General features: G+C 63.1%; 24 protein-coding genes. 12 read left to right on the plus strand and 12 right to left on the minus strand.

Features of this window, described 5'->3' with window-relative positions; all coding sequences use genetic code 11:
- Positions 1–43: 43 nt before the first annotated feature.
- Genes OVA07_RS02550 through OVA07_RS02560 form a run of 3 tightly spaced genes read right to left on the minus strand, consistent with a single transcriptional unit; the run spans position 44 to position 2,821 of the window.
- Positions 44–487: an HPr kinase/phosphorylase gene (locus OVA07_RS02550; RefSeq protein ID WP_268169903.1), complete on the minus strand. Its 444-nt coding sequence runs from the start codon at positions 485–487 to the stop codon at positions 44–46.
- Positions 484–2,064, minus strand: a complete 1,581-nt coding sequence (locus OVA07_RS02555; RefSeq protein ID WP_442789609.1) for an ATP-binding protein — start codon at positions 2,062–2,064, stop codon at positions 484–486. Before OVA07_RS02555 ends, OVA07_RS02550 begins: the two co-directional genes overlap by 4 nt.
- On the minus strand, positions 2,051–2,821 hold the full coding sequence (locus tag OVA07_RS02560; RefSeq protein WP_268172592.1) for a response regulator transcription factor: 771 nt from the start codon (positions 2,819–2,821) through the stop codon (positions 2,051–2,053). The genes OVA07_RS02555 and OVA07_RS02560 overlap by 14 nt, the downstream gene beginning before the upstream one ends.
- Positions 2,822–3,078: 257 nt before the next feature.
- Between OVA07_RS02560 and OVA07_RS02565 the strand changes: the two genes are divergently transcribed.
- Positions 3,079–4,683, plus strand: coding sequence for a phosphoenolpyruvate carboxykinase (locus OVA07_RS02565; RefSeq protein ID WP_268169904.1), 1,605 nt, complete (start codon positions 3,079–3,081; stop codon positions 4,681–4,683).
- Positions 4,684–4,863: 180 nt separating this feature from the next.
- The gene (locus OVA07_RS02570) at positions 4,864–5,685 is read left to right on the plus strand and encodes a GNAT family N-acetyltransferase (RefSeq protein ID WP_268169905.1); all 822 of its coding nucleotides are present in this window, start codon (positions 4,864–4,866) and stop codon (positions 5,683–5,685) included.
- Here the strand turns inward: OVA07_RS02570 and OVA07_RS02575 are convergent.
- The 4 genes from OVA07_RS02575 to OVA07_RS02590 all read right to left on the minus strand — a co-directional run bounded on the left by OVA07_RS02575 (position 5,655) and on the right by OVA07_RS02590 (position 7,658).
- Positions 5,655–6,374, minus strand: coding sequence for a lysophospholipid acyltransferase family protein (locus tag OVA07_RS02575; protein WP_268169906.1), 720 nt, complete (start codon positions 6,372–6,374; stop codon positions 5,655–5,657). The genes OVA07_RS02570 and OVA07_RS02575 overlap by 31 nt on opposite strands.
- A gap of 75 nt (positions 6,375–6,449) precedes the next feature.
- The gene (locus OVA07_RS02580; RefSeq protein ID WP_268169907.1) at positions 6,450–6,875 is read right to left on the minus strand and encodes a hypothetical protein; all 426 of its coding nucleotides are present in this window, start codon (positions 6,873–6,875) and stop codon (positions 6,450–6,452) included.
- Between the two features lie 8 nt (positions 6,876–6,883).
- Complete coding sequence (locus OVA07_RS02585) at positions 6,884–6,991, minus strand: FHA domain-containing protein (protein WP_268169908.1); 108 nt, start codon at positions 6,989–6,991, stop codon at positions 6,884–6,886.
- Positions 6,992–7,067: 76 nt separating this feature from the next.
- On the minus strand, positions 7,068–7,658 hold the full coding sequence (locus tag OVA07_RS02590; protein ID WP_268169909.1) for a J domain-containing protein: 591 nt from the start codon (positions 7,656–7,658) through the stop codon (positions 7,068–7,070).
- A 40-nt stretch (positions 7,659–7,698) separates the two neighbouring features.
- Here OVA07_RS02590 and OVA07_RS02595 point away from each other — a divergent pair, with 40 nt between their 5' ends.
- The 5 genes from OVA07_RS02595 to OVA07_RS02615 all read left to right on the plus strand — a co-directional run bounded on the left by OVA07_RS02595 (position 7,699) and on the right by OVA07_RS02615 (position 11,190).
- Complete coding sequence (locus OVA07_RS02595; protein WP_268169910.1) at positions 7,699–7,971, plus strand: BolA family protein; 273 nt, start codon at positions 7,699–7,701, stop codon at positions 7,969–7,971.
- 6 nt (positions 7,972–7,977) lie between these two features.
- A complete protein-coding gene (locus OVA07_RS02600) occupies positions 7,978–8,424 on the plus strand; it encodes an NUDIX hydrolase (RefSeq protein ID WP_268169911.1) in 447 nt (148 codons plus the stop codon).
- Positions 8,421–9,326, plus strand: coding sequence for a pirin family protein (locus tag OVA07_RS02605; protein ID WP_268169912.1), 906 nt, complete (start codon positions 8,421–8,423; stop codon positions 9,324–9,326). Before OVA07_RS02600 ends, OVA07_RS02605 begins: the two co-directional genes overlap by 4 nt.
- Positions 9,327–9,487: 161 nt before the next feature.
- Positions 9,488–10,306 (plus strand): SDR family NAD(P)-dependent oxidoreductase, encoded by an 819-nt coding sequence (locus tag OVA07_RS02610; protein ID WP_268169913.1) that lies wholly within the window; start codon positions 9,488–9,490, stop codon positions 10,304–10,306.
- The gene (locus OVA07_RS02615; RefSeq protein ID WP_268169914.1) at positions 10,303–11,190 is read left to right on the plus strand and encodes an alpha/beta fold hydrolase; all 888 of its coding nucleotides are present in this window, start codon (positions 10,303–10,305) and stop codon (positions 11,188–11,190) included. The genes OVA07_RS02610 and OVA07_RS02615 overlap by 4 nt, the downstream gene beginning before the upstream one ends.
- Here OVA07_RS02615 and OVA07_RS02620 read toward each other — a convergent pair.
- Positions 11,187–12,248, minus strand: a complete 1,062-nt coding sequence (locus OVA07_RS02620) for a DUF2332 domain-containing protein (protein ID WP_268169915.1) — start codon at positions 12,246–12,248, stop codon at positions 11,187–11,189. The two genes, OVA07_RS02615 and OVA07_RS02620, sit on opposite strands and share 4 nt — an antisense overlap.
- Positions 12,249–12,290: 42 nt before the next feature.
- Between OVA07_RS02620 and hisG the strand changes: the two genes are divergently transcribed.
- The 3 genes from hisG to nusB are packed head-to-tail and all read left to right on the plus strand — an operon-like array spanning position 12,291 to position 14,694.
- The gene (gene hisG / locus OVA07_RS02625) at positions 12,291–12,962 is read left to right on the plus strand and encodes an ATP phosphoribosyltransferase (RefSeq protein WP_268169916.1); all 672 of its coding nucleotides are present in this window, start codon (positions 12,291–12,293) and stop codon (positions 12,960–12,962) included.
- A complete protein-coding gene (gene hisD / locus OVA07_RS02630; RefSeq protein WP_268169917.1) occupies positions 12,962–14,251 on the plus strand; it encodes a histidinol dehydrogenase in 1,290 nt (429 codons plus the stop codon). The genes hisG and hisD overlap by 1 nt, the downstream gene beginning before the upstream one ends.
- Positions 14,248–14,694 carry a transcription antitermination factor NusB gene (nusB, locus tag OVA07_RS02635; protein WP_268169918.1) on the plus strand — a complete coding sequence of 149 codons (447 nt, stop codon included), beginning with the start codon at positions 14,248–14,250 and terminating at the stop codon, positions 14,692–14,694. Before hisD ends, nusB begins: the two co-directional genes overlap by 4 nt.
- 61 nt (positions 14,695–14,755) lie before the next feature.
- Here nusB and fghA read toward each other — a convergent pair whose 3' ends face one another.
- The 4 genes from fghA to copC all read right to left on the minus strand — a co-directional run bounded on the left by fghA (position 14,756) and on the right by copC (position 17,295).
- Positions 14,756–15,601: an S-formylglutathione hydrolase gene (gene fghA, locus OVA07_RS02640; RefSeq protein WP_268169919.1), complete on the minus strand. Its 846-nt coding sequence runs from the start codon at positions 15,599–15,601 to the stop codon at positions 14,756–14,758.
- Positions 15,601–15,972 carry a VOC family protein gene (locus OVA07_RS02645; protein ID WP_268169920.1) on the minus strand — a complete coding sequence of 124 codons (372 nt, stop codon included), beginning with the start codon at positions 15,970–15,972 and terminating at the stop codon, positions 15,601–15,603. The genes fghA and OVA07_RS02645 overlap by 1 nt, the downstream gene beginning before the upstream one ends.
- Before the next feature lie 96 nt (positions 15,973–16,068).
- Positions 16,069–16,911 (minus strand): copper homeostasis membrane protein CopD, encoded by an 843-nt coding sequence (copD, locus tag OVA07_RS02650; protein ID WP_268169921.1) that lies wholly within the window; start codon positions 16,909–16,911, stop codon positions 16,069–16,071.
- A 6-nt stretch (positions 16,912–16,917) separates the two neighbouring features.
- Entirely contained in the window at positions 16,918–17,295 is a 378-nt protein-coding gene (copC, locus tag OVA07_RS02655; RefSeq protein ID WP_268169922.1) for a copper homeostasis periplasmic binding protein CopC, read from the minus strand.
- Positions 17,296–17,443: 148 nt separating this feature from the next.
- Between copC and OVA07_RS02660 the strand changes: the two genes are divergently transcribed.
- Complete coding sequence (locus tag OVA07_RS02660; RefSeq protein ID WP_268169923.1) at positions 17,444–17,701, plus strand: hypothetical protein; 258 nt, start codon at positions 17,444–17,446, stop codon at positions 17,699–17,701.
- A complete protein-coding gene (locus OVA07_RS02665) occupies positions 17,701–18,138 on the plus strand; it encodes a Spy/CpxP family protein refolding chaperone (RefSeq protein WP_268169924.1) in 438 nt (145 codons plus the stop codon). The genes OVA07_RS02660 and OVA07_RS02665 overlap by 1 nt, the downstream gene beginning before the upstream one ends.
- The last annotated feature ends 2 nt before the right edge of the window (positions 18,139–18,140 follow it).

The raw sequence follows: 18,140 nt of genomic DNA on the forward strand, positions 1-18,140 counted from the left end.
TCAGCGCAGCAATGGGAAGTCTGTAAAGATCAGCCGGTCCCGATCAGGGAAATGTCAGGCCATAAGTGCGCAGTGCAATTTCAGCACGCAAGGCCAGCACAGGACTGTCAGGGTAGAGGCGGACCATTGGCACGAACATGCCAGCAATATCGACCATATCCGCCATGTGGATAAAGCGCGGCGCGCCAAGGTCGAGCCGGATCAGCAAAGCAACCGGCACAGGCGGCGATACCGGCAGGTCGATCAACCCCACGTTACGCACTTCCAGCTTGCCGGTGATATGCGGATGTGGAGCAGCGATCAGGCGGTCGGTCACTGGCGACAGCATGACCCCGTCATCGCCCACAAGCGCGGCACCGCGATCAATCAGGGCCAGCGCAAGGCTGGACTTGCCCGTGCCCGGTGCACCTTCGATCAACAGCCCGCGCCCGCCGATGGCCACACACCCGGCCTGGTGCCCTGTCCCTGTCCCTGTCCCTGTGCTCATGCCTCATCCTCAGCCAGCACCGGCAGACTGACCATGAGCCACGCCCCGCGCTTGCCATCAGGCCGGTCGGCAATGACCAGCGTGCCATCGTGGGCTTCGGCAATCGTGCGCGCGATGGCAAGGCCAAGGCCGCTGTGTGCGCCAAAGGCTTCATCTGCCGGGCGAACCGAATGGAAGCGTTCGAACACTTTGTCGCGCGCTTCGGCAGGGATTCCCGGTCCTTCATCGGCAACCGAAAGATGCGCCATGTCGCCATCGCCCCACACCGTGACATCCACGGTGCCGTCCGGCGGTGAAAACGACACTGCATTGTCGAGCAGGTTTTCCAGCACCCGTTCCAGTCGCGCCGCATCGCCGGGCACCAGCACATCACCGCCTTCGTGGGCAAAGCGAATACGGGTGGGGTGGCCCGCCCGCACATCACGCGCGCCGACGATCTGCGAGGCAAGTGCGGCAATATCCACGGGTTCGAACGTGGCACGGCTGAGTTCGGCGTCAATCCGGCTGGCATCGGCAATTTCAGTAATCAGCCGGTCGATGCGCTGCACATCATGCGCCGCGATATCGGCAAGCTGACGGCGCAACGCGGGGTCTTCCACCCGCTCCATCGTTTCCAGCGCGCTGGAGAGCGAGGCCAGTGGATTCTTCAATTCGTGTGCAACATCGGCAGCGAAGGTTTCTACCGCGTCGATCCTTTGGCGCAGCGCCGTGGTCATGTCGGACACCGCGCGGGCCAGCAGACCGATCTCATCGCCGCGATCAGGCAGACGGGGCACCACCACTTCACGTTCACGCCCCAGTCGCACGCGGACTGCGGCCCGGACCAGCGCGCGCAATGGCTGCACGATGGTCCGGGCAAGGAACAGCGAAAGCTGAACTGAAAGCAGCAGCGCAATGCCGATGATGATGACCAGAGTCTGGCGCGCATCGCGCACCGATTGGGTAACATCCAGTGCATTGCGCAAAGTCAGCAGGATTTCGCCATCCTGCCCGACAGGCGCTGCTGCAGTGATGATGGGCGTGCGATCGGGGGCATAGCGCAGGAACACTTCGGTGCGACCGGACCGCCGGGCTGCGGCAATTTCGGGCCAGGTGCCAGCCGGGGTCGGCGATGTGTCGCTATAGAGTTCGACTGTCGGCGCGTTGACGATAAAGTCCACGCCCCGGTCAAGCAGACGCGCCGCCTTTTGATACCAAGGCTCGGTTTCAGGGTCGATCAGCGCGAAGCTGGGAGGGGCAAGCGCAAAGCTGTCCATTTGCAGCCGCCCTTGCGCATCGTACAACCGCAGGCGCAGCACCTGATCGGTGCCGATCCGCGCCAGCAATTGCTTGCGCTTGGCAAGGGGCGTTTCATCCAGCGCGTCAGCGGCGATATCCGCCTCGGCCCGCGCGAGCTTGTAGCGCTCTTCGATCAGCTGGGTGCGATAGCTATCCAGATAGAAGAAGCCGCCTGCCAGCAGCGCCAGTGCAATGACATTGACCGCAAGGATGCGGGTGGTCAGCGACACGCCCCGGATTCGCGGCAGAGCGCGCAGCCTTGACCGCCGCAGCGACGGTTCGGCTTCATTCGTCAGCAAAGCTGTATCCGGCGCCGTAAAGTGTTTCTATCGCGCCAAAACCGCTGTCCACTGCCCGAAATTTGCGGCGCAGGCGCTTGATATGACTGTCGATGGTGCGGTCATCGACGAAAACGTCGTCGTGATATGCCGCATCCATCAACTGATTGCGGGTCTTGACCACACCGGGGCGCAGGGCCAGCGCTTCAAGGATCAGGAATTCGGTTACCGTCAGCGACACCGCCAGATCATCCCACAACACACCATGGCGCGCAGGGTCCATAACCAGCCTGCCGCGCCGGATCGGTTCGGGCAGCGGTTCGCCCTGCGGCTCTTCTTCTGCTTCCCGACGGACAATTTCGCTTCGGCGCAGGATGGCTTTTATCCGCGCTACGAGCAAACGCTGACTAAATGGCTTGGCGATGTAATCGTCCGCCCCCATCGAAAGGCCCAGCGCTTCATCGGCCTCGTCGTCCTTGCTGGTCAGGAAGATTAGCGGCAGATCGCTTTTTTCACGCAGGCGGCGCAGCAATTCCATGCCATCCATGCGCGGCATCTTGATGTCGCAAACGGCCAGATCCGGCGGATTGTCCAGCATCGCCTTCAACGCGGTGTCACCATCATTATAGAGCCGCGTGGCGAAGCCTTCGGTCTGGAGCGCGATGGAAACCGTTGTCAGGATATTGCGGTCATCATCCACCAGCGCGACCACCCGCGGCGCATCAACCGCACGGGCAGGATCGGACGCTTCCGGGCGCGGTGGCGGCGGGATGACCATAACCTGTGCGATACCGGGCGGAACGGTTCCATGCAATGTTTCACCACGGCCCGGCCCGATGATATCAGGTGAAATTTAGTTGCAGTGCAACTTGCATGTCACGCAACTTGCTGCGCAAAAAACTTCATTGTCGCGCACCATTTGACGCAGCAAAGGCCAGCCACTATGCGCGGTTCAAGAATCAGCGCATTCGTATTCGCAACCAACGCGCCGGAGAGGGTCAGCCGCCTTGCTCTGCCGCCAGTGGGAGGCTTGAAGTGTCCGATACCAGCCTGAACCTGTCCCTTGCAGCCCAAGGTTTCCCTGAACCGGCCGAACTGTTCGCCAACCTGGGCACTGCGCCGCTGGTGGAACATGCCGTGCGCAACGGCGAAGGCCTGCTGTCGGTCGATGGGCCGTTGGTGGTGGAAACCGGCAAGCACACCGGCCGCAGCGCCAAGGACAAGTTCATTGTCCGCGATGCCGAAACCGAAAACACCGTATGGTGGGGCAAGACCAACGTCGCGATGACGCCTGAGCATTTCGCTGCTCTCAAGGCCGATTTCATCAAGGCGCTGGGCGAAAAGGACCGGCTTTACGTGGCCGACCTGTTCGGTGGTTCGCAGCCCGAACATCGCGTAAACGTGCGCGTCATCAACGAATTTGCATGGCACAACCTGTTCATCCGCACGCTGCTGGTCCGTCCGACCACGGATGAACTGGCATCGTTCCTGCCCGAATACACCATCATCGATCTGCCCAGCTTCCGCGCTGACCCGGAACGCCACGGCAGCCGCAGCGAAACCGTTGTGGCGGTGAACTTCACCGAAAAGCTGATCCTGATCGGCGGCACGGCCTATGCCGGTGAAATGAAGAAGTCGGTGTTCGGCATTCTGAACTACCTGCTGCCGGTCAAGGGCGTGATGCCCATGCACTGTTCGGCAAACGTCGGCCCCGATGGCAAGACCGCCGTGTTCTTCGGCCTTTCGGGCACCGGCAAGACCACACTTTCGGCGGACGCTTCGCGCACGCTGATCGGCGATGACGAACATGGCTGGTCGGATACCGCCGTGTTCAACTTCGAAGGCGGCTGCTATGCCAAGATGATTCGTCTTTCAGCAGAAGCGGAACCCGAAATCTTCGCCACGACCAAGCGTTTCGGCACCGTGCTGGAAAACGTGGTGATCGATCCCGCAACCCGCACGATCGATCTGGATGACAACTCGCTGGCTGAAAACAGCCGTGGTTCCTATCCGATCGACTTCATCCCGAACTGTTCGGAAAAGAACCTTGGCCCGGTTCCGGCCAACCTCATCTTCCTGACCGCTGACGCTTATGGTGTGCTGCCTCCGATCGCGCGTCTCACGCCCGATCAGGCGATGTATCACTTCCTGTCGGGCTATACTGCGCGCGTTGCCGGCACCGAAATCGGCGTGACCGAACCGGAAGCGACGTTCTCGACCTGCTTTGGCGCGCCATTCATGCCGCGTCACCCGTCGGTCTATGGCAACCTGTTGAAGGAACGCATTGCCAAGGGCGGCGTGAAGTGCTGGCTGGTCAACACCGGCTGGTCGGGCGGCAAGGCCACGCAGGAAGGCATCAAGCGCATGCCGATCAAGGCGACCCGCGCCCTGCTCAACGCCGCGCTCGACGGTTCCTTGAACAACGCGACCTTCAAGAAAGACGCGAACTTCGGCTTTGAAGTGCCGGTCGAAGTGCCGGGCGTGGAAACCCGCCTGCTCGACCCGCGAGGCGCATGGGCCGATGCCGAGGAATACGACAAGACCGCACAGGAACTGGTGCGCAAGTTTGTCGACAACTTCCAGCAGTTTGCGGAACACGTTGACCAGTCGGTCCGTGATGCGGCCCCGGTTTCGGCCTGATCCTGCGAACCATTGCTGAACGCTGCGAGGCTCCCTTCGGGGGGCCTCGTTTCGTTTGGGCGCAAGCCTTTTGCGTGAAAGCTTCAAGACAAAACCCGTATCGCTGCCACGCAACTGGCACTGAACCGTAAAACCCCGGTCATGGCTGCAGGGTAATCTGGCCGGATGGAGGGTTTCTTGATGACCACTGTCCTGCCCGCGCCGATACATTCTGCTTCCCGTGCCGAAAACCGCCAGCTTACCGTCCGCCTTGCCCGCAATGCTGACGATCTGCTGGCCGTGCAGAAGCTTCGCTGGACAGTGTTCTTTGCCGAACGCGGTGCCGCCGCTGTTACGCAGGCAAGCGAAGCCGCAACCTTGCTTGATCGCGACAGCTACGACGAACTGTGCGACCATCTGCTGGTGATTGATGAAGCCGCACCCGCCGATGCGCGGGTTGTCGGCACCTATCGCCTGCTGCGCGAAAGCGTGGCGCGGGCCAACAGCGGGTTCTATTCCGCAGGCGAATATGACCTGTCGATGCTGCTGGGCGGACCGGACCGTCCGGCGGGCGAATTGCTGGAACTGGGTCGGTCCTGCGTGCTGCCCGCCTATCGCACCAGCGCCACGATCGCACTGCTGTGGCGTGGCATTTCGGACTATATCGCGGCCAATCACATTGCGCTGATGTTTGGCTGTGCATCGTTCCACGGCACCGACCCGCAGGCCCACGCCCCGGCGCTATCGTGGCTGCACCACACCCAGCTTGCCCCTGCCGCCATCCGCCCGCGCGTATTGCCCGGTCTTGGCACCGCAATGAGCCTGCTGCCACAGGGCAGCTACAACGAACGTGCGGCAATGCTGGCGCTGCCGCCCCTGATCAAAGGTTATCTGCGCACTGGGGCAAAATTCGGCGAAGGCGCGTTCATTGACCATGGGTTCAACACCGTGGACGTCTGCGTGGTCATGCCGGTGGACCGGATTACCGGCCGCTATGCCGCGCGCTTCAGCGTTTCAGCCTGATCGCCGATCCGGGCCAGCAACCGCGCGGTGACTATCGCCTCGCTTTGCCGTGCCGCCTGTTTGCGGTCTGCGGCAAGGAACGGCGGTTCAAACCACGCCTCCAGCGTAATCCCGCCTGACCGGGCGAGCTTGAGCGCATGGGGCAGCAAGGTGGCATCGCCCAGCCACGCCGCCACATCGCGGTCGTGTTGGCGCGGATAGACCAGCGCCACCGGCTGCACGGCAATCTGCCCTGCGCCAGCCAGACCGGTCAGCGCGCTTTGAAAGCGCAGCACACCATCGCCCGGACCGGTCGTGCCTTCGGGAAATACGATCACGTCCTTGCCGTGCCCGATCAGCGCGGCGACGTCTGCTGCCACGCCCTGCGCCCCCTTGCGTGACCCGCGATCCACGAACAGGCACCCGATGCGCCGCGCCGCAGCCCCGATCACCGGCCAGCCGCCCACTTCGGCTTTGGCCACGAAGCACGCAGGAACGATGCGCCCCAATGCCGCGATATCAATCCACGACACATGGTTGGCCAGCATCAGCACACCGCCAGAGGCAGGCCTGCCATAGACCTTCAACCGCACCCGAAAGGCCCACAACATTACGGCCCACCCAACCCGCTCGATCATGCGCAGCGGCAGGATCAAGCGGGCCAGACCGAACAGCAGCACGATACCCAGCGCAAATCCCGTGCGAAACACCTGCAACACCCCGCTATCTATCGGGTGCCGGGTTACAGCGATAATCTGACAGCAGTGCGACGAGCCGCCTTGGTATTACGCCGCCAGAAGCCGTCCTACAAAGGTGCCGATATCGGCAAAGTTGAAGCCCAGCGCGGGGAAGCGCTGATCATAACCTTTGAGATCGACCTCGATCATGCCTTCGGGCACGAACCGCGCATCGATCAACGATCGGAACACGTCCCGTGCGATCAACACATCGCAGCGGCTCAACCCGTTGGTGGGGTGCAGCCACGGCGCCATGGTCGCATCACCGATGAACTTGGTGGACCACGCGCCTGCCCTGCCCAGCAATTCGCCCGCGCTGCGGTTGATGTCGAACATCATCGCCGCCATCGCCTGTTCACCCATCCGCACCGAAAGCTGGGTAAAACCCGCGAATGTCGATGACCAGCGTGCTGGCCAGTTGCTGATCCACGAAGAACTGCGTGCGTCCCGCCAGCGGATCGGGCCGGTCGCCAATTTCCACCTCACGAACTGGCGCCCGATCTGCTGCGGTCACCCGATTTCAGCGGCGTGGGCATCTGCACCGGCTGGCCATTCAGCCATGTCCCCGTGGTGCTGCCCAGATCGTTCACCGTGCATTACCCGCTGGTATTGCGATACCAAATTCACAACGCCTATTTTCCCGCCATTATGCCGCAAATGCTGGCTTCATGCGAAGAGACGGCTGCCTTTCAGATGGTTATAGGCTTCGACAACTTCCTGCAGCCGCCCTTCAAAATGGCGGTCACCGCCATTGCGGTCTGGGTGAAACTTGCGCACCAGTTCGGAATAGCGGGTGCGCAGCGCGCGGCGATCAGCATCGAAGCCAAGATTCAGCGTTTCAAACGCCTTGCGGTCTTCGGGGCTGATCCCTCGCCGCGCAGCTTCAGCAGCCTGCGCATGGTCGGCACGGCGCGCCTTGGCTCGTGCGGCGATGGCCTCAAGCGGATCGTCAAAATCAGCCCAGCGCGGCGCGGCATCGACCCCGGCATCGGGGCGGAATGCGCGCGTTTCACGCTCCCACCCGGCAATCGGGGACTGCGCTTTCAGGATTTCTTCGGGCGTCATCCCGGCAAAGAAATCATAGCCTGCGTTGAATTGCCGCACATGATCCAGACAGAACCAGCGGTAATCGCCCGGACCATCAAAACCGGGTTTGCGCACGCCGGGCGCGCGGAACTCGCCCGCTTCGTCACAGCCGGGGGCATTGCAGATGCGTCCGTTGCTGTGGACGCGACCGTGGAACTTGTCATTTCGCATGCGGCTTCCACATGGCGATGATCTCGCTAGAAGAAAAGCCATGACCGGACCGATCCAACAGGAAATCGAACGCCTTCTTACCGAAGCGTTCAGCCCCACTCGCCTTGCTGTCATCAACGACAGCGCCAGCCACGCAGGCCACATGGGCGATGATGGCACCGGCGAATCGCACTTTACGGTTGAGATCGAAAGCGTCCGGTTTGCAGGCGAGTCCCGCCTGAATCGTCAGCGCATGGTCAACCGGGCGCTGGGTGACCTGCCGGGCCAGCGGGTTCATGCGCTGGCGATCAAGGCCCGCGCGCCCGGTGAGTAACCCGCGATGAATCAAAGGCGAATCAGGCGCGCGGCGCGCATTCTGCTGATGGATGAATATGACCGTCTGCTGCTGATCCGCTTTGCGCCCGCGGACCGCCGCCCGTTCTGGTGCGGCGTGGGCGGCGAATGCGATCCGGACGAAGATTTCCCCGCCGCCGCATCACGCGAACTGTTCGAGGAAACCGGACTGACGGTGGAAACCTGCGGCCCGGAAGTGGCCCGCCGCGCCGACGATTATCTGACGCTGGAAGGCGAACCGATCACCTCGGACGAACGCTTCTTTCGCGTAACCACACGCAGCTTCACCCCCGACACGTCTGGACATACCGCCATAGAGCGCGAACTTATCAAGGAATTTCGCTGGTTTACCAGGGCCGAACTGGCAAACTGGCACGAACCGCTGTTTCCGGTGAACATCCTCGATCTGCTCGATGCGGAGAATCCCAAATGACTGACCCGATCACAAATCCAAACGTCATTCAGGCCATCACCCCCGTCGCGCACGATCTTGGCGCGTTCGAAGTGCGCCGCGCCATCCCTTCGCGTCAGCGCACCATGGTTGGCCCGTTCATCTTTGTGGATCAGTTCGGGCCTGCGCACCTGCCGCCCGGCACCGCAATGGACGTGCGCCCACACCCGCACATCAACCTTGCCACCGTCACATGGCTATTCGAAGGGGCAATCGACCACCGCGACAGCCTTGGCTCCTTCGCCACGATCAGGCCGGGCCAAGTCAACCTGATGACCGCAGGCAGCGGCATCGTCCATTCCGAACGCTCGCCCGAAACCGAACGTCCCGGCGGCCCCCATCTGTATGGTATGCAAACCTGGCTCGCCCTGCCCGACGGCAAGGAAGAGATCGCACCCGCCTTTGAACAGGGCACCAGACTGCCGGTGGTTGAAGACGTCTGCGCCAATGCCACCGTCATCATGGGCACGCTTTGGGGCAAGACCGCGCCTACAACCCAGCACGCCGCCACCATCTACGCCGAAATCCTGCTAGCCCCCGGCGGCGCCCTGCCGATCGATGCCGAAGCCGACGAACGCGCCGTCATGCTGGTTGGAGGCGAGGCCAGCATCGACGGCTTGCCCTTGGCTCTCTACGATCTCGTCGTCCTTGCGCCGGGCGCAGTGCTGAAACTGCAGTCCGAAACCGGGGGCCGCGTCATGCTCATGGGCGGCGAAGCCTTCCCCACCAAACGCCATGTCTGGTGGAACTTCGTCAGTTCCAGCCGCGAACGGATCAATCAGGCAAAACGCGACTGGGACAACGGCTTGTTCCCCAAGGTTCCGGGTGACGAGGAAGAGTTCATCCCGCTGCCGAAGGTGGCAACGACGGTGAGCTATCCGTAAGCGAAGAACCGGGCCAAGGCCATCACACGCCCTGTCCCTTGGACCATTCCCGCACCGTGCAGGTTATCAAACGCCGCAATTGAACACTTTCATCCCTCGCCAAACCCTGACACCATACCTTTAATGGGTCGGTTAAGACTCGCCCACGGGAGAGCATGACAATGGCGTTTGCAGGGCAGGTGGTGTGGATCACCGGGGCGTCGTCTGGCATCGGCGCGGCGATGGCGCGGGCCTTGGCGGCACAGGGTGCGCGGCTGGTGCTTTCAGGGCGGAACGAAGCCGCACTGAACGATATTGCGGTGCAGTGCGGGCAAGCGTTAGTTCTGCCGTTCGAGGTGACCGACTATGCCGCCGCCGCCCACGCTGCCGAACAGGCATGGGACTGGTCGGGCGGCATCGACATGCTGGTCAACAACGCGGGCATCTCGCAGCGCTCGCTTGCCATCGACACCGCGTTCGAGGTGTATGAACGCATCGTCGCGGTCGATCTGCTCGCCCCCATCGCGCTGACGCAGGCGGTGCTGCCGCGCATGGCGCAGCGCGGGTCCGGGCGGATCGTGATGATTTCCAGCGTCGCGGGCAAGGTCGGCTCGCCCATGCGCACGGCCTATAGCGCGGCCAAATTCGGCCTGTTCGGCTATTCCGATGCGTTGCGCGCCGAAGTGGCCGGGTTGAGCATCAAGGTTCACGTCATTGCCCCCGGATCAATCCGCACCAATGTTTCGCGCAATGCGCTGGCGGCAGACGGATCGGCGCGCGGCGTGAGCGACAAGGCCATCGAGAACGGTTTTGATCCCGAAGTTGCTGTGCGTCAGATGCTCGATGCCATCGCCAACGATGAACGAGAGATCATCGTGGCCGAAGGTATGGAAAAGCAGATCGGCGAACTGCGCCGCACGCCCGATGCCTTGCACGATCAGATGGCGGCAGTGGTTGCAGCAGGCTATGCACAGAAAATGGAAGAGGGAGCGACGCAATGAGCGACATGATCCGCGTAAAGCTGGCCAACGGGATCGAGCTGGACGTGTTGGATGCTGGCCCGCGCGATGCCCCGGTGCTGATATTCCTGCACGGCTTTCCCGAAAGCCACCGCACATGGCGGCACCAGATCGCCCATCTTTCGGGCCGCTTCCGCTGCATCGCGCCCGATCAGCGCGGCTATCGCGGATCGTCCAAGCCGCAGGACGTGGCCAGCTATACCCCGGACAAACTGATTGGCGACATTTTCCAACTAGCCGATGCGCTGGGCGTGGGCCAGTTCACGATCCTTGGCCATGACTGGGGCGGGGCGATTGCGTGGGGCGTGGCGCTGCTGGGGCAGGGAACGCGCGTTACCCGCGCGGTCATTGCCAATGCGCCGCATCCGGTCATCTTCCCCCGCCTGCTGTGGACTGACCAGCAACAGCGCGGCGCAAGCCAGTATATGCGCGCCTTCCGCGATACCGAAAACGACGCGATGGTGCGCGAACACGGCCTTGGCGCGCTGTTGATGAAAGCGCTGAACTGGGAGCGGTCACCCACCATGGAAGAGGAAGAGCGCGCCGCGCTGTTCAAGGACTGGTCCAATCCCGATGCCGCCATCGCCATGCTCAACTGGTATCGCGCCAGCCCGATGGCCGTGCCACCAATGGACGCGCCGTTCGCGCTGCCCGAAGGTTATCAGGATGCGCCCGTCCCCCCGCTCGCCATCCCGACGCTGGTGATCTGGGCGATGGACGACATGGCCCTGCCACTGTGTAATCTGGACGGCATGGACACGCTGGTCACCAACCTGACCGTCGAACAAGTTCCGGGCTGCGGCCACTTCGTACCATGGGAAGCGCCAGAAGCGGTCAACGCCGCGCTGGACCGATTCCTGGTCTAGCTTGCCCCAAACCACTCCACCCATGCCCCATGCGCATGGGCGGTGCCCAGTAGCGCAGGTTCTTCCCCACCCGGCCAGTACCGCACGGTCAGTTCGTGGCGGAAGGTCTGGCGGTTGGTTTCCAGCATGACCCACGCCAGCCGTTGCCGCGCATCGGCCTTTGCGCCGGCCTGCGCCATCGCCGCCTCTATCCGCGCGCGGGTTTCGGGCGGCAGGTATTGCCACACGATGGAGTGGAAGAAGACCCGCGTGGTGTCATCCTCCTGCGGCGCGGCAAGCCGCTGCTCCACCCAGTCGCCTGCATCCATCCGCACCACATCAGGCGCTTTGTCCGCCGCCAGCGCAATCGCCGCGTCGATCCGCGCGATGCGTTCGGCCACCTCGGCCCAGACATAGGATTTCAGCCGCAGCGCCTGATCCTTGTCGGCAAGGTTCACCGGCGCACGGTCACAGCCCTGAATGCCCGTAATCTGCACATCCGCCACCGGCGGCGCGTCCCCACGCCATTCGGGCACGATCCGCATGGGCGATCCTTCCGGCCCCGCTGTCGTCCCGCCAAGGTCGAAGAAGAACCGCTCCATCATGGTGTTCACGCCCGCGCTGGCACCCAGTTCGTTCAGTTCGAACCGAGGCCCCACCCGACCCGACAGCCACAACAGCGCCGCCATGATCGAGGCGGATCGCCCTGCCTCATTGGTCTGCGGCGGGCCGTCCAGCCATGGCAGCAGCGCCTCGTCATGGTCGCGCGTCACCGCCAGAACCAGCGCATCGACCTGCGCCTGATCGGCAATCTCCCCGCGATAGACAGGGGCCAGTCGGTCATCCCTACCCGTCAGAACAAGGTTGTGATGCCCGCCCGCCAGCCGCAGCGGCAGCGCGTCCTCCAGCGGCTTTCCCGGCCACCCCGCGATTCGCCGCCCCACCTGGGTCGAGCCGTCCAGCAGCGCCAGTTGTCCCCGCACCACCTGCCCGGTATGGGGTGCGCCGTTGGTCTGGGCATGATCTGCCTGCCAGTGGATCGCTTTTGCGACCTCTTCGATCTCCATGATCGGGTTCATTCGGTTGCCCTTTGCGCTGCTCTACCATATGGGCGGCGGGTTATGTCTAGCCCCACGCCCCTCGTATTCGCCCTGCCCAAGGGCCGCATCCTTGATGAGGCGCTGCCCTTGCTGGAGAAGGCCGGGATCGTGCCCGATGCCGATTTCTTCAACAAGGCCTCGCGCGCATTGTCTTTCGCCACCAACCGCGAAGACGTGAAGATCATTCGCGTCCGCGCGTTCGACGTGGCGACATTCGTGGCCCATGGCGCGGCCCATGCGGGCATTGTCGGGTCTGATGTGATCGACGAATTCGACTATGCCGATCTCTATGCCCCGGTCGATCTCGACATTGGCCACTGCCGCCTTTCGGTGGCAGAGCCGGTCAGCATGGTCGAATCAGGTGCCAATGCGCGCGAAAGCCACGCCCGCGTTGCCACCAAATATCCCAACCTGACCCGCCGTCACTTTGAAAAGCTGGGTGTGCAGGCCGAGGTCGTGAAGCTGAACGGCGCGATGGAACTGGCCCCGTCGCTGGGCCTTGCCAGCCGCATCGTCGATCTTGTGTCCACCGGTCGCACGCTGAAGGAAAACGGTCTGGTCGAAACCAGCCAGATCTTGCCGGTGTCGGCCCGGCTAATCGTCAACCGCGCGGCATTGAAGACCGATAGCGCCCGCCTTGGCGCGCTGGTCGATGCGTTCCGCGCGATGGTTGCAGAACGAAAGGCCGCCTGATGCAGCGCCTCAAATCCAGCGATCCCGATTTCGCCCGCGCTTTTGCCCGTCTGGTCAAGGATCGGCGCGAAAGCGATGAAAACGTGGCGCGCGATGTGCAGACCATCATCGAAGACGTGCGCCTGAACGGTGATGCGGCGCTGGCCGAATATACCGAAAAGTTCGACGGCCACCTGCCTGCCGACGATGACTGGCGGATCGGCGCCGATGCCTGCCGCGAAGCGTTCGATGCCTTGCAGCCGGATCTGCGCGCCGCGCTGGAGCTGGCTGCGCAGCGCATCCGCGATTACCATGTGTCGCAACTGCCCGAAGACCGCGACTACACCGATGCCACCGGCATGCGGCTTGGTGCGCGCTGGCGGGCGGTCGATGGCGCGGGGCTGTATGTGCCCGGTGGACGTGCCGCCTATCCATCCTCGCTGCTGATGAATGCCATTCCGGCCAAGGTTGCGGGAGTCGAACGGCTTGTCGTGGTTACCCCCACGCCCAAAGGCGTGGTCAACCCGCTGGTCCTTGCCGCCGCGCACCTTGCCGGTGCGGATGAAGTGTGGCGCGTGGGCGGAGCGCAGGCCGTGGCGGCGCTGGCCTATGGCACCGCGCGGATCAAGCCTGTGGACGTCATCACCGGCCCCGGCAACGCTTGGGTGGCCGAAGCCAAGCGTCAGCTTTTTGGCGTGGTCGGTATCGACATGGTGGCAGGCCCTTCGGAAATTCTCGTGATTGCCGATGCCAACAACGATCCGCAGTGGATCGCGGCCGACCTGCTCAGCCAGGCCGAACATGATCCGGTCGCGCAGTCGATCCTGATTACCGACGATGCCGCCTTTGCCGATCAGGTGGCCGATATGGTCGGCGTCGAAATTGCCATGCTGCCCACGGCCAAAGTCGCCAAGGCAAGCTGGGAGGCGCACGGCGTTATCATCGTGGTGGATTCGCTGGACGAAGCGCCCGCACTCGCCAATGCGCTGGCTGCCGAACACGTTGAAATTGCCACCGATAATCCTGAGGTTCTGTTTGATCGTATCCGCCACGCCGGGTCGGTCTTCCTTGGCCGCATGACCCCCGAAGCGGTCGGCGATTATGTCGCCGGTCCCAACCACGTCCTGCCCACGGGCCGCCGCGCGCGGTTTTCGTCGGGCCTTTCCGTTCTGGATTTCATGAAACGCACCAGCTTCATTGCGGCCAACGACGCCAGCCTTGCCGCCGTCGGCCCCGCCGCCATCGCCCTTGCCGAGGCTGAAGGCCTTGCCGCCCACGCCCGATCGATCGAACTGAGGCTTGGCATATGACCCAGATTTCAGGAAAGGCGCGCGCCGCCGCCCGCCTCGCCGCTGTGCAGGCGCTTTACCAGATCGACATGGAAGGCACCGAACTGCGCTTCCTGCTCGATGAATTCCACCAGCACCGTCTGGGCGCGGAAATCGAGGATGTCGAATATCTGAAGGCTGATGTCGCCTTTTTCGACGACGTGGTGAAGGGCGTGGACGCCCGCCGTGACGAGATTGACGACATGCTGTCGGCCAAGCTGGCCAAAGGCTGGGCGCTGCCCCGGCTGGACAAGACCATGCTGCAAATCCTGCGCGCGGGCACGTATGAACTGATGGCGCGCAAGGACGTGAACGTCGGCACCGCCATCACCGAATACGTCGACGTGGCCCATGCGTTTTTCGAAGATCGTGAAGCCAAGTTCGTCAACGGCATTCTGGATGCCGTTGCGAAGGACGTTCGGTAAAAGCACCCAAACACTCATCGTCATTCCCGCGCAGCCGGGAATGACGATGTGAACAAATCAGCTACAACCGCTCCGCATGCCAGCGGATATGGTCATCCATGAACGTGGAAATGAAGTTGTAGCTGTGGTCGTACCCCGGCTGCAACCGCAGCGTCAGGTCAACCCCTGCTGCCTTGCACGCTGCATCCAGCAATTCGGGCCGAAGCTGTTCGGCAAGGAACCCGTCCGCTTCGCCCTGATCCACCAGCACAGCGCCCGCAGGCCGCTTGCCATCTTCGATCAGCGCCACCGCATCGTGCGCGCGCCATGCCGCGCGGTCATCGCCCAGATAGCCGCCCAGCGCCTTGTGTCCCCACGGCACCTGTCCCGGCGCAACGATAGGCGCGAAGGCCGACAGCGACTTGAACTTTTCAGGATAGGTCAGCCCCAGCGTCAGCGCGCCATGGCCGCCCATCGAATGGCCGGTAATGCCCATGCGATCCAGATCAACCGGGAAATTCGCCGCCAGCAGCGCCGGCAGTTCGTCCGCAATATAGTCCCACATGCGGTAATGCCGGGCGAACGGTTCCTGCGTGGCGTTGACATAAAAGCCCGCGCCAAGCCCGAAGTCATAAGCGGCATCGGCATCGTCAGCCACGCCCTCACCGCGCGGGGACGTGTCGGGCGCGACGAACACGATGCCGTGTTCGGCGCAGGCCTTGCGATATTCACCCTTGTCGGTGACGTTGGCGTGGGTGCAGGTCAGACCCGAAAGATAGATCAGCACCGGCAGCTTTGCGCCAGCCTCTGCCTGTGGGGGCAGGAAGACCGAAAAGGTCATCCCCGTCCCCGTCGAGGCCGCTTCATGCTTGTAAACACCCAGCGTTCCGCCGTGTGCTTTGCTGGTCGAAACAGTCTCGATGCTCATCAGGCGATGACGTCCAGTGCGCACAGCTTGTTGCCCGCAGGATCGCGCAGATAGGCAAGATAATAAGGCGAACCCGCGCGCGGTCCCGGCGGATCTTCGCAAGCCGTGCCGCCAGCCGCGACGCCCGCAGCGTGCCAGGCATCGGCCTGTTCCGGCGTCATGCGGAAACCGATGGTGCCGCCATTGGCACCGCAAGCGGGATCGCCGTTGATCGGCTTGGTCACGATGAACATGCTGCCGTTGTGCTGATAGATCAGCCGTCCCTTGGGATCGGTGATCGCTTCCGGCCCGCCAAAGGCCTTGAATGTGGCGTCGTAGAACGTCTTTGCGGCGGCGATATCGTCGGCACCCACCATGACATGGCTGAACATTGGCACTCTCCCCTTGAAAGGTTGCGGAGGAGATGTGCTGCCCAAAGCCGGTTGCGGTCAAGCGGCTGTGCGGGAAATCTTTATTGCCATATGGCTTCAGGCAGCGGGATCAAGGATGCCCAGACACGCCACCACGCCCACCACGCCAAGCCCCGCCGCGCTTTCCAGCAGCAGGGAACGGCGCAGACGGGCAGCGCCGTCCGGCGCGCCACGTTCCAGCGCGGGCACGATGCGCCAGCGGTTGATCGCGGCAAGGCCCAGCATCAGGCCGAACAATGCCAGCTTGATCGCCAGCAGGGCGATCCAGCGGCTGTTGAACGGCAGGGGCCATCCGGCAATGGCCAGGGTGTTGACCAAGCCTGTCAGGATCAGCAGCGCCACCACCACGCTGCCGGTGCGGGCAAACGCAGCAAGCGTGGCAGGTTCAGCCTTGCCCGCGACGGCTTGCGCCAGAAACACCGCCAGCGCACCAATCCACGTTGCTGCGGCCAGCAGGTGGACCACATCGGCCAATCTATGGCCTGCCATATCGCTGGCCCCGGCGTGTCCAGTCCATGCCATCGATGCCAGCGCCGCGCCGCCCGCCAGCGCCAGAACCGGCAGGCGCAGCACTTTCAACGGGATCAGCGTCGCCAGAATGACCGCAACCAGCGCGGTCAACCGCCATTCCATCACCGCGCCCAGCGGCGTTGCCGCCAGCACGACTTCGGCGGTTTGCTGGTCCAGTTCGGCCAAGGGCAGTCCCGCCATGGCGGCGACGCTTTCCAGCGCCCACCATGCCGACGCCAGCCCCGCCGTCACCGCCAAAATCGCCAGTGCCGCGCGTAAGGGCAGGCTTGCCTCCTTGCGCGCGGTCAGCAGGAACAGCGGCACCCCGGCCAGCAGCAGCAGCGCCAGATAGGCGACCGCCCGCGACGCGATCAGGCCGGGGGTTTCCATGTCAGATCAACGCACGGTGAAGGCGTACTGGCCCTCGATGCGATGCTGATCGGCAGCAACCGCGTGCCACTTCAACTGATAGGAACCTGCGGGCAGCGCGCGCGGCAAGGTAATGGTCAGCACCTTGCCCTTGGCGTCGGTCTTGAAGCCCTTGATCGGCATGGGCGCGTGGTTGGCCATGCCGGGCATGCCGGTCATCACCAGTTCGATGCCCGACAGCGAGCCGACGAGATCTTCCGAAAAGGTCAGCGACAACTTGGTCGGCTTGGCGACGGCGGTGTTCGCGGCGGGGTTTGACGCCACCAGCTTGGGATGCGCGAATGCAGCGCCCGGCAGGGCAAGCATGGCAAGGGCCGGAGCGGCAAGAAAGGCGAGACGGCGCATGGGGGTTCCTTTCGGAGTTGGGATCTGATGGGCATTACGCGGCGCATCTGGCAATCCCTCAAATTCAGTCGCAATTTTTATCTTGAGGGATTTGGCTTTGGCGCGCGTAATGGGCTTTGCGTGGAAAATTCAGGACCAAGACCCCGATATGGCCCAGATTGACGAACTTCTTGGCGCATTGGGCGCCCGAACGCCGCCTTCGGCACTGGCGGATGTTGACGCGGGCGTGATGCGCGGCCTGTCCGCCCGGCGCGAAAGCGCTACGGCGCGGCGGGGCATGGTGATGGCCGTGGCGGTGGCTGCGGTGGTGGGCCTTGCAGGGGCGATTGTCCCTGCCGCCCCTGCACAGGCAGAGCCGCTGTTCGGCGTGCCATCGGGCGCGCCTTCGCACCTTTTGGCCGACTGATGGGCGCGTCTTTACGTTACGTTCTGGTGGCGGTTTTGTCTGCTGCCGTGGCGCTTGGCGCCAGCCATTTCGCGCAGGCGTGGATGCCGGGACACCATGGCAGCGAACTGCACCAGTTGATGCATGACCGGCTGGACCTGACAGCAGCGCAGCAGGCCAAGATTGACCGGTTGGAGGCCGAATTTTCCAATACCCGCAAGGCTTTGGATGCCCAGCTTCGGGCATCGAACATGGACCTTGCCAAGGCCATTGAAACCGAACACCAGATTGGCCCGAAAGTGGCCGGGGCGGTCGATCATTCGCACATGGCGATGGGGGAACTGCAAAAAGCGACCCTTGCCCACGTATTTGCCATGCGGGCCGTACTAACCCCTTCGCAACAGACGATTTTCGACCTTGAAATCAGCCGTGTGCTGACTGCACCCGAACGTCCCTGAAA

It is taken from the genome of Novosphingobium sp. SL115 (assembly GCF_026672515.1).
Classification (GTDB): Bacteria; Pseudomonadota; Alphaproteobacteria; order Sphingomonadales; family Sphingomonadaceae; genus Novosphingobium.

What these genes read in the sequence shown, in the direction of transcription:
- OVA07_RS02550 (WP_268169903.1), bottom strand. Translation starts at nt 487, where the DNA reads ATGAGCACAGGGACAGGGACAGGGACAGGGCACCAGGCCGGGTGTGTG.
- OVA07_RS02560 (WP_268172592.1), bottom strand. Translation starts at nt 2,821, where the DNA reads ATGGTCATCCCGCCGCCACCGCGCCCGGAAGCGTCCGATCCTGCCCGT.
- OVA07_RS02570 (WP_268169905.1), top strand. Translation starts at nt 4,864, where the DNA reads ATGACCACTGTCCTGCCCGCGCCGATACATTCTGCTTCCCGTGCCGAA.
- OVA07_RS02590 (WP_268169909.1), bottom strand. Translation starts at nt 7,658, where the DNA reads ATGCGAAATGACAAGTTCCACGGTCGCGTCCACAGCAACGGACGCATC.
- OVA07_RS02595 (WP_268169910.1), top strand. Translation starts at nt 7,699, where the DNA reads ATGACCGGACCGATCCAACAGGAAATCGAACGCCTTCTTACCGAAGCG.
- OVA07_RS02600 (WP_268169911.1), top strand. Translation starts at nt 7,978, where the DNA reads ATGAATCAAAGGCGAATCAGGCGCGCGGCGCGCATTCTGCTGATGGAT.
- OVA07_RS02605 (WP_268169912.1), top strand. Translation starts at nt 8,421, where the DNA reads ATGACTGACCCGATCACAAATCCAAACGTCATTCAGGCCATCACCCCC.
- OVA07_RS02610 (WP_268169913.1), top strand. Translation starts at nt 9,488, where the DNA reads ATGGCGTTTGCAGGGCAGGTGGTGTGGATCACCGGGGCGTCGTCTGGC.
- OVA07_RS02615 (WP_268169914.1), top strand. Translation starts at nt 10,303, where the DNA reads ATGAGCGACATGATCCGCGTAAAGCTGGCCAACGGGATCGAGCTGGAC.
- OVA07_RS02620 (WP_268169915.1), bottom strand. Translation starts at nt 12,248, where the DNA reads ATGAACCCGATCATGGAGATCGAAGAGGTCGCAAAAGCGATCCACTGG.
- hisG (WP_268169916.1), top strand. Translation starts at nt 12,291, where the DNA reads ATGTCTAGCCCCACGCCCCTCGTATTCGCCCTGCCCAAGGGCCGCATC.
- hisD (WP_268169917.1), top strand. Translation starts at nt 12,962, where the DNA reads ATGCAGCGCCTCAAATCCAGCGATCCCGATTTCGCCCGCGCTTTTGCC.
- nusB (WP_268169918.1), top strand. Translation starts at nt 14,248, where the DNA reads ATGACCCAGATTTCAGGAAAGGCGCGCGCCGCCGCCCGCCTCGCCGCT.
- fghA (WP_268169919.1), bottom strand. Translation starts at nt 15,601, where the DNA reads ATGAGCATCGAGACTGTTTCGACCAGCAAAGCACACGGCGGAACGCTG.
- OVA07_RS02645 (WP_268169920.1), bottom strand. Translation starts at nt 15,972, where the DNA reads ATGTTCAGCCATGTCATGGTGGGTGCCGACGATATCGCCGCCGCAAAG.
- copD (WP_268169921.1), bottom strand. Translation starts at nt 16,911, where the DNA reads ATGGAAACCCCCGGCCTGATCGCGTCGCGGGCGGTCGCCTATCTGGCG.
- copC (WP_268169922.1), bottom strand. Translation starts at nt 17,295, where the DNA reads ATGCGCCGTCTCGCCTTTCTTGCCGCTCCGGCCCTTGCCATGCTTGCC.
- OVA07_RS02660 (WP_268169923.1), top strand. Translation starts at nt 17,444, where the DNA reads ATGGCCCAGATTGACGAACTTCTTGGCGCATTGGGCGCCCGAACGCCG.
- OVA07_RS02665 (WP_268169924.1), top strand. Translation starts at nt 17,701, where the DNA reads ATGGGCGCGTCTTTACGTTACGTTCTGGTGGCGGTTTTGTCTGCTGCC.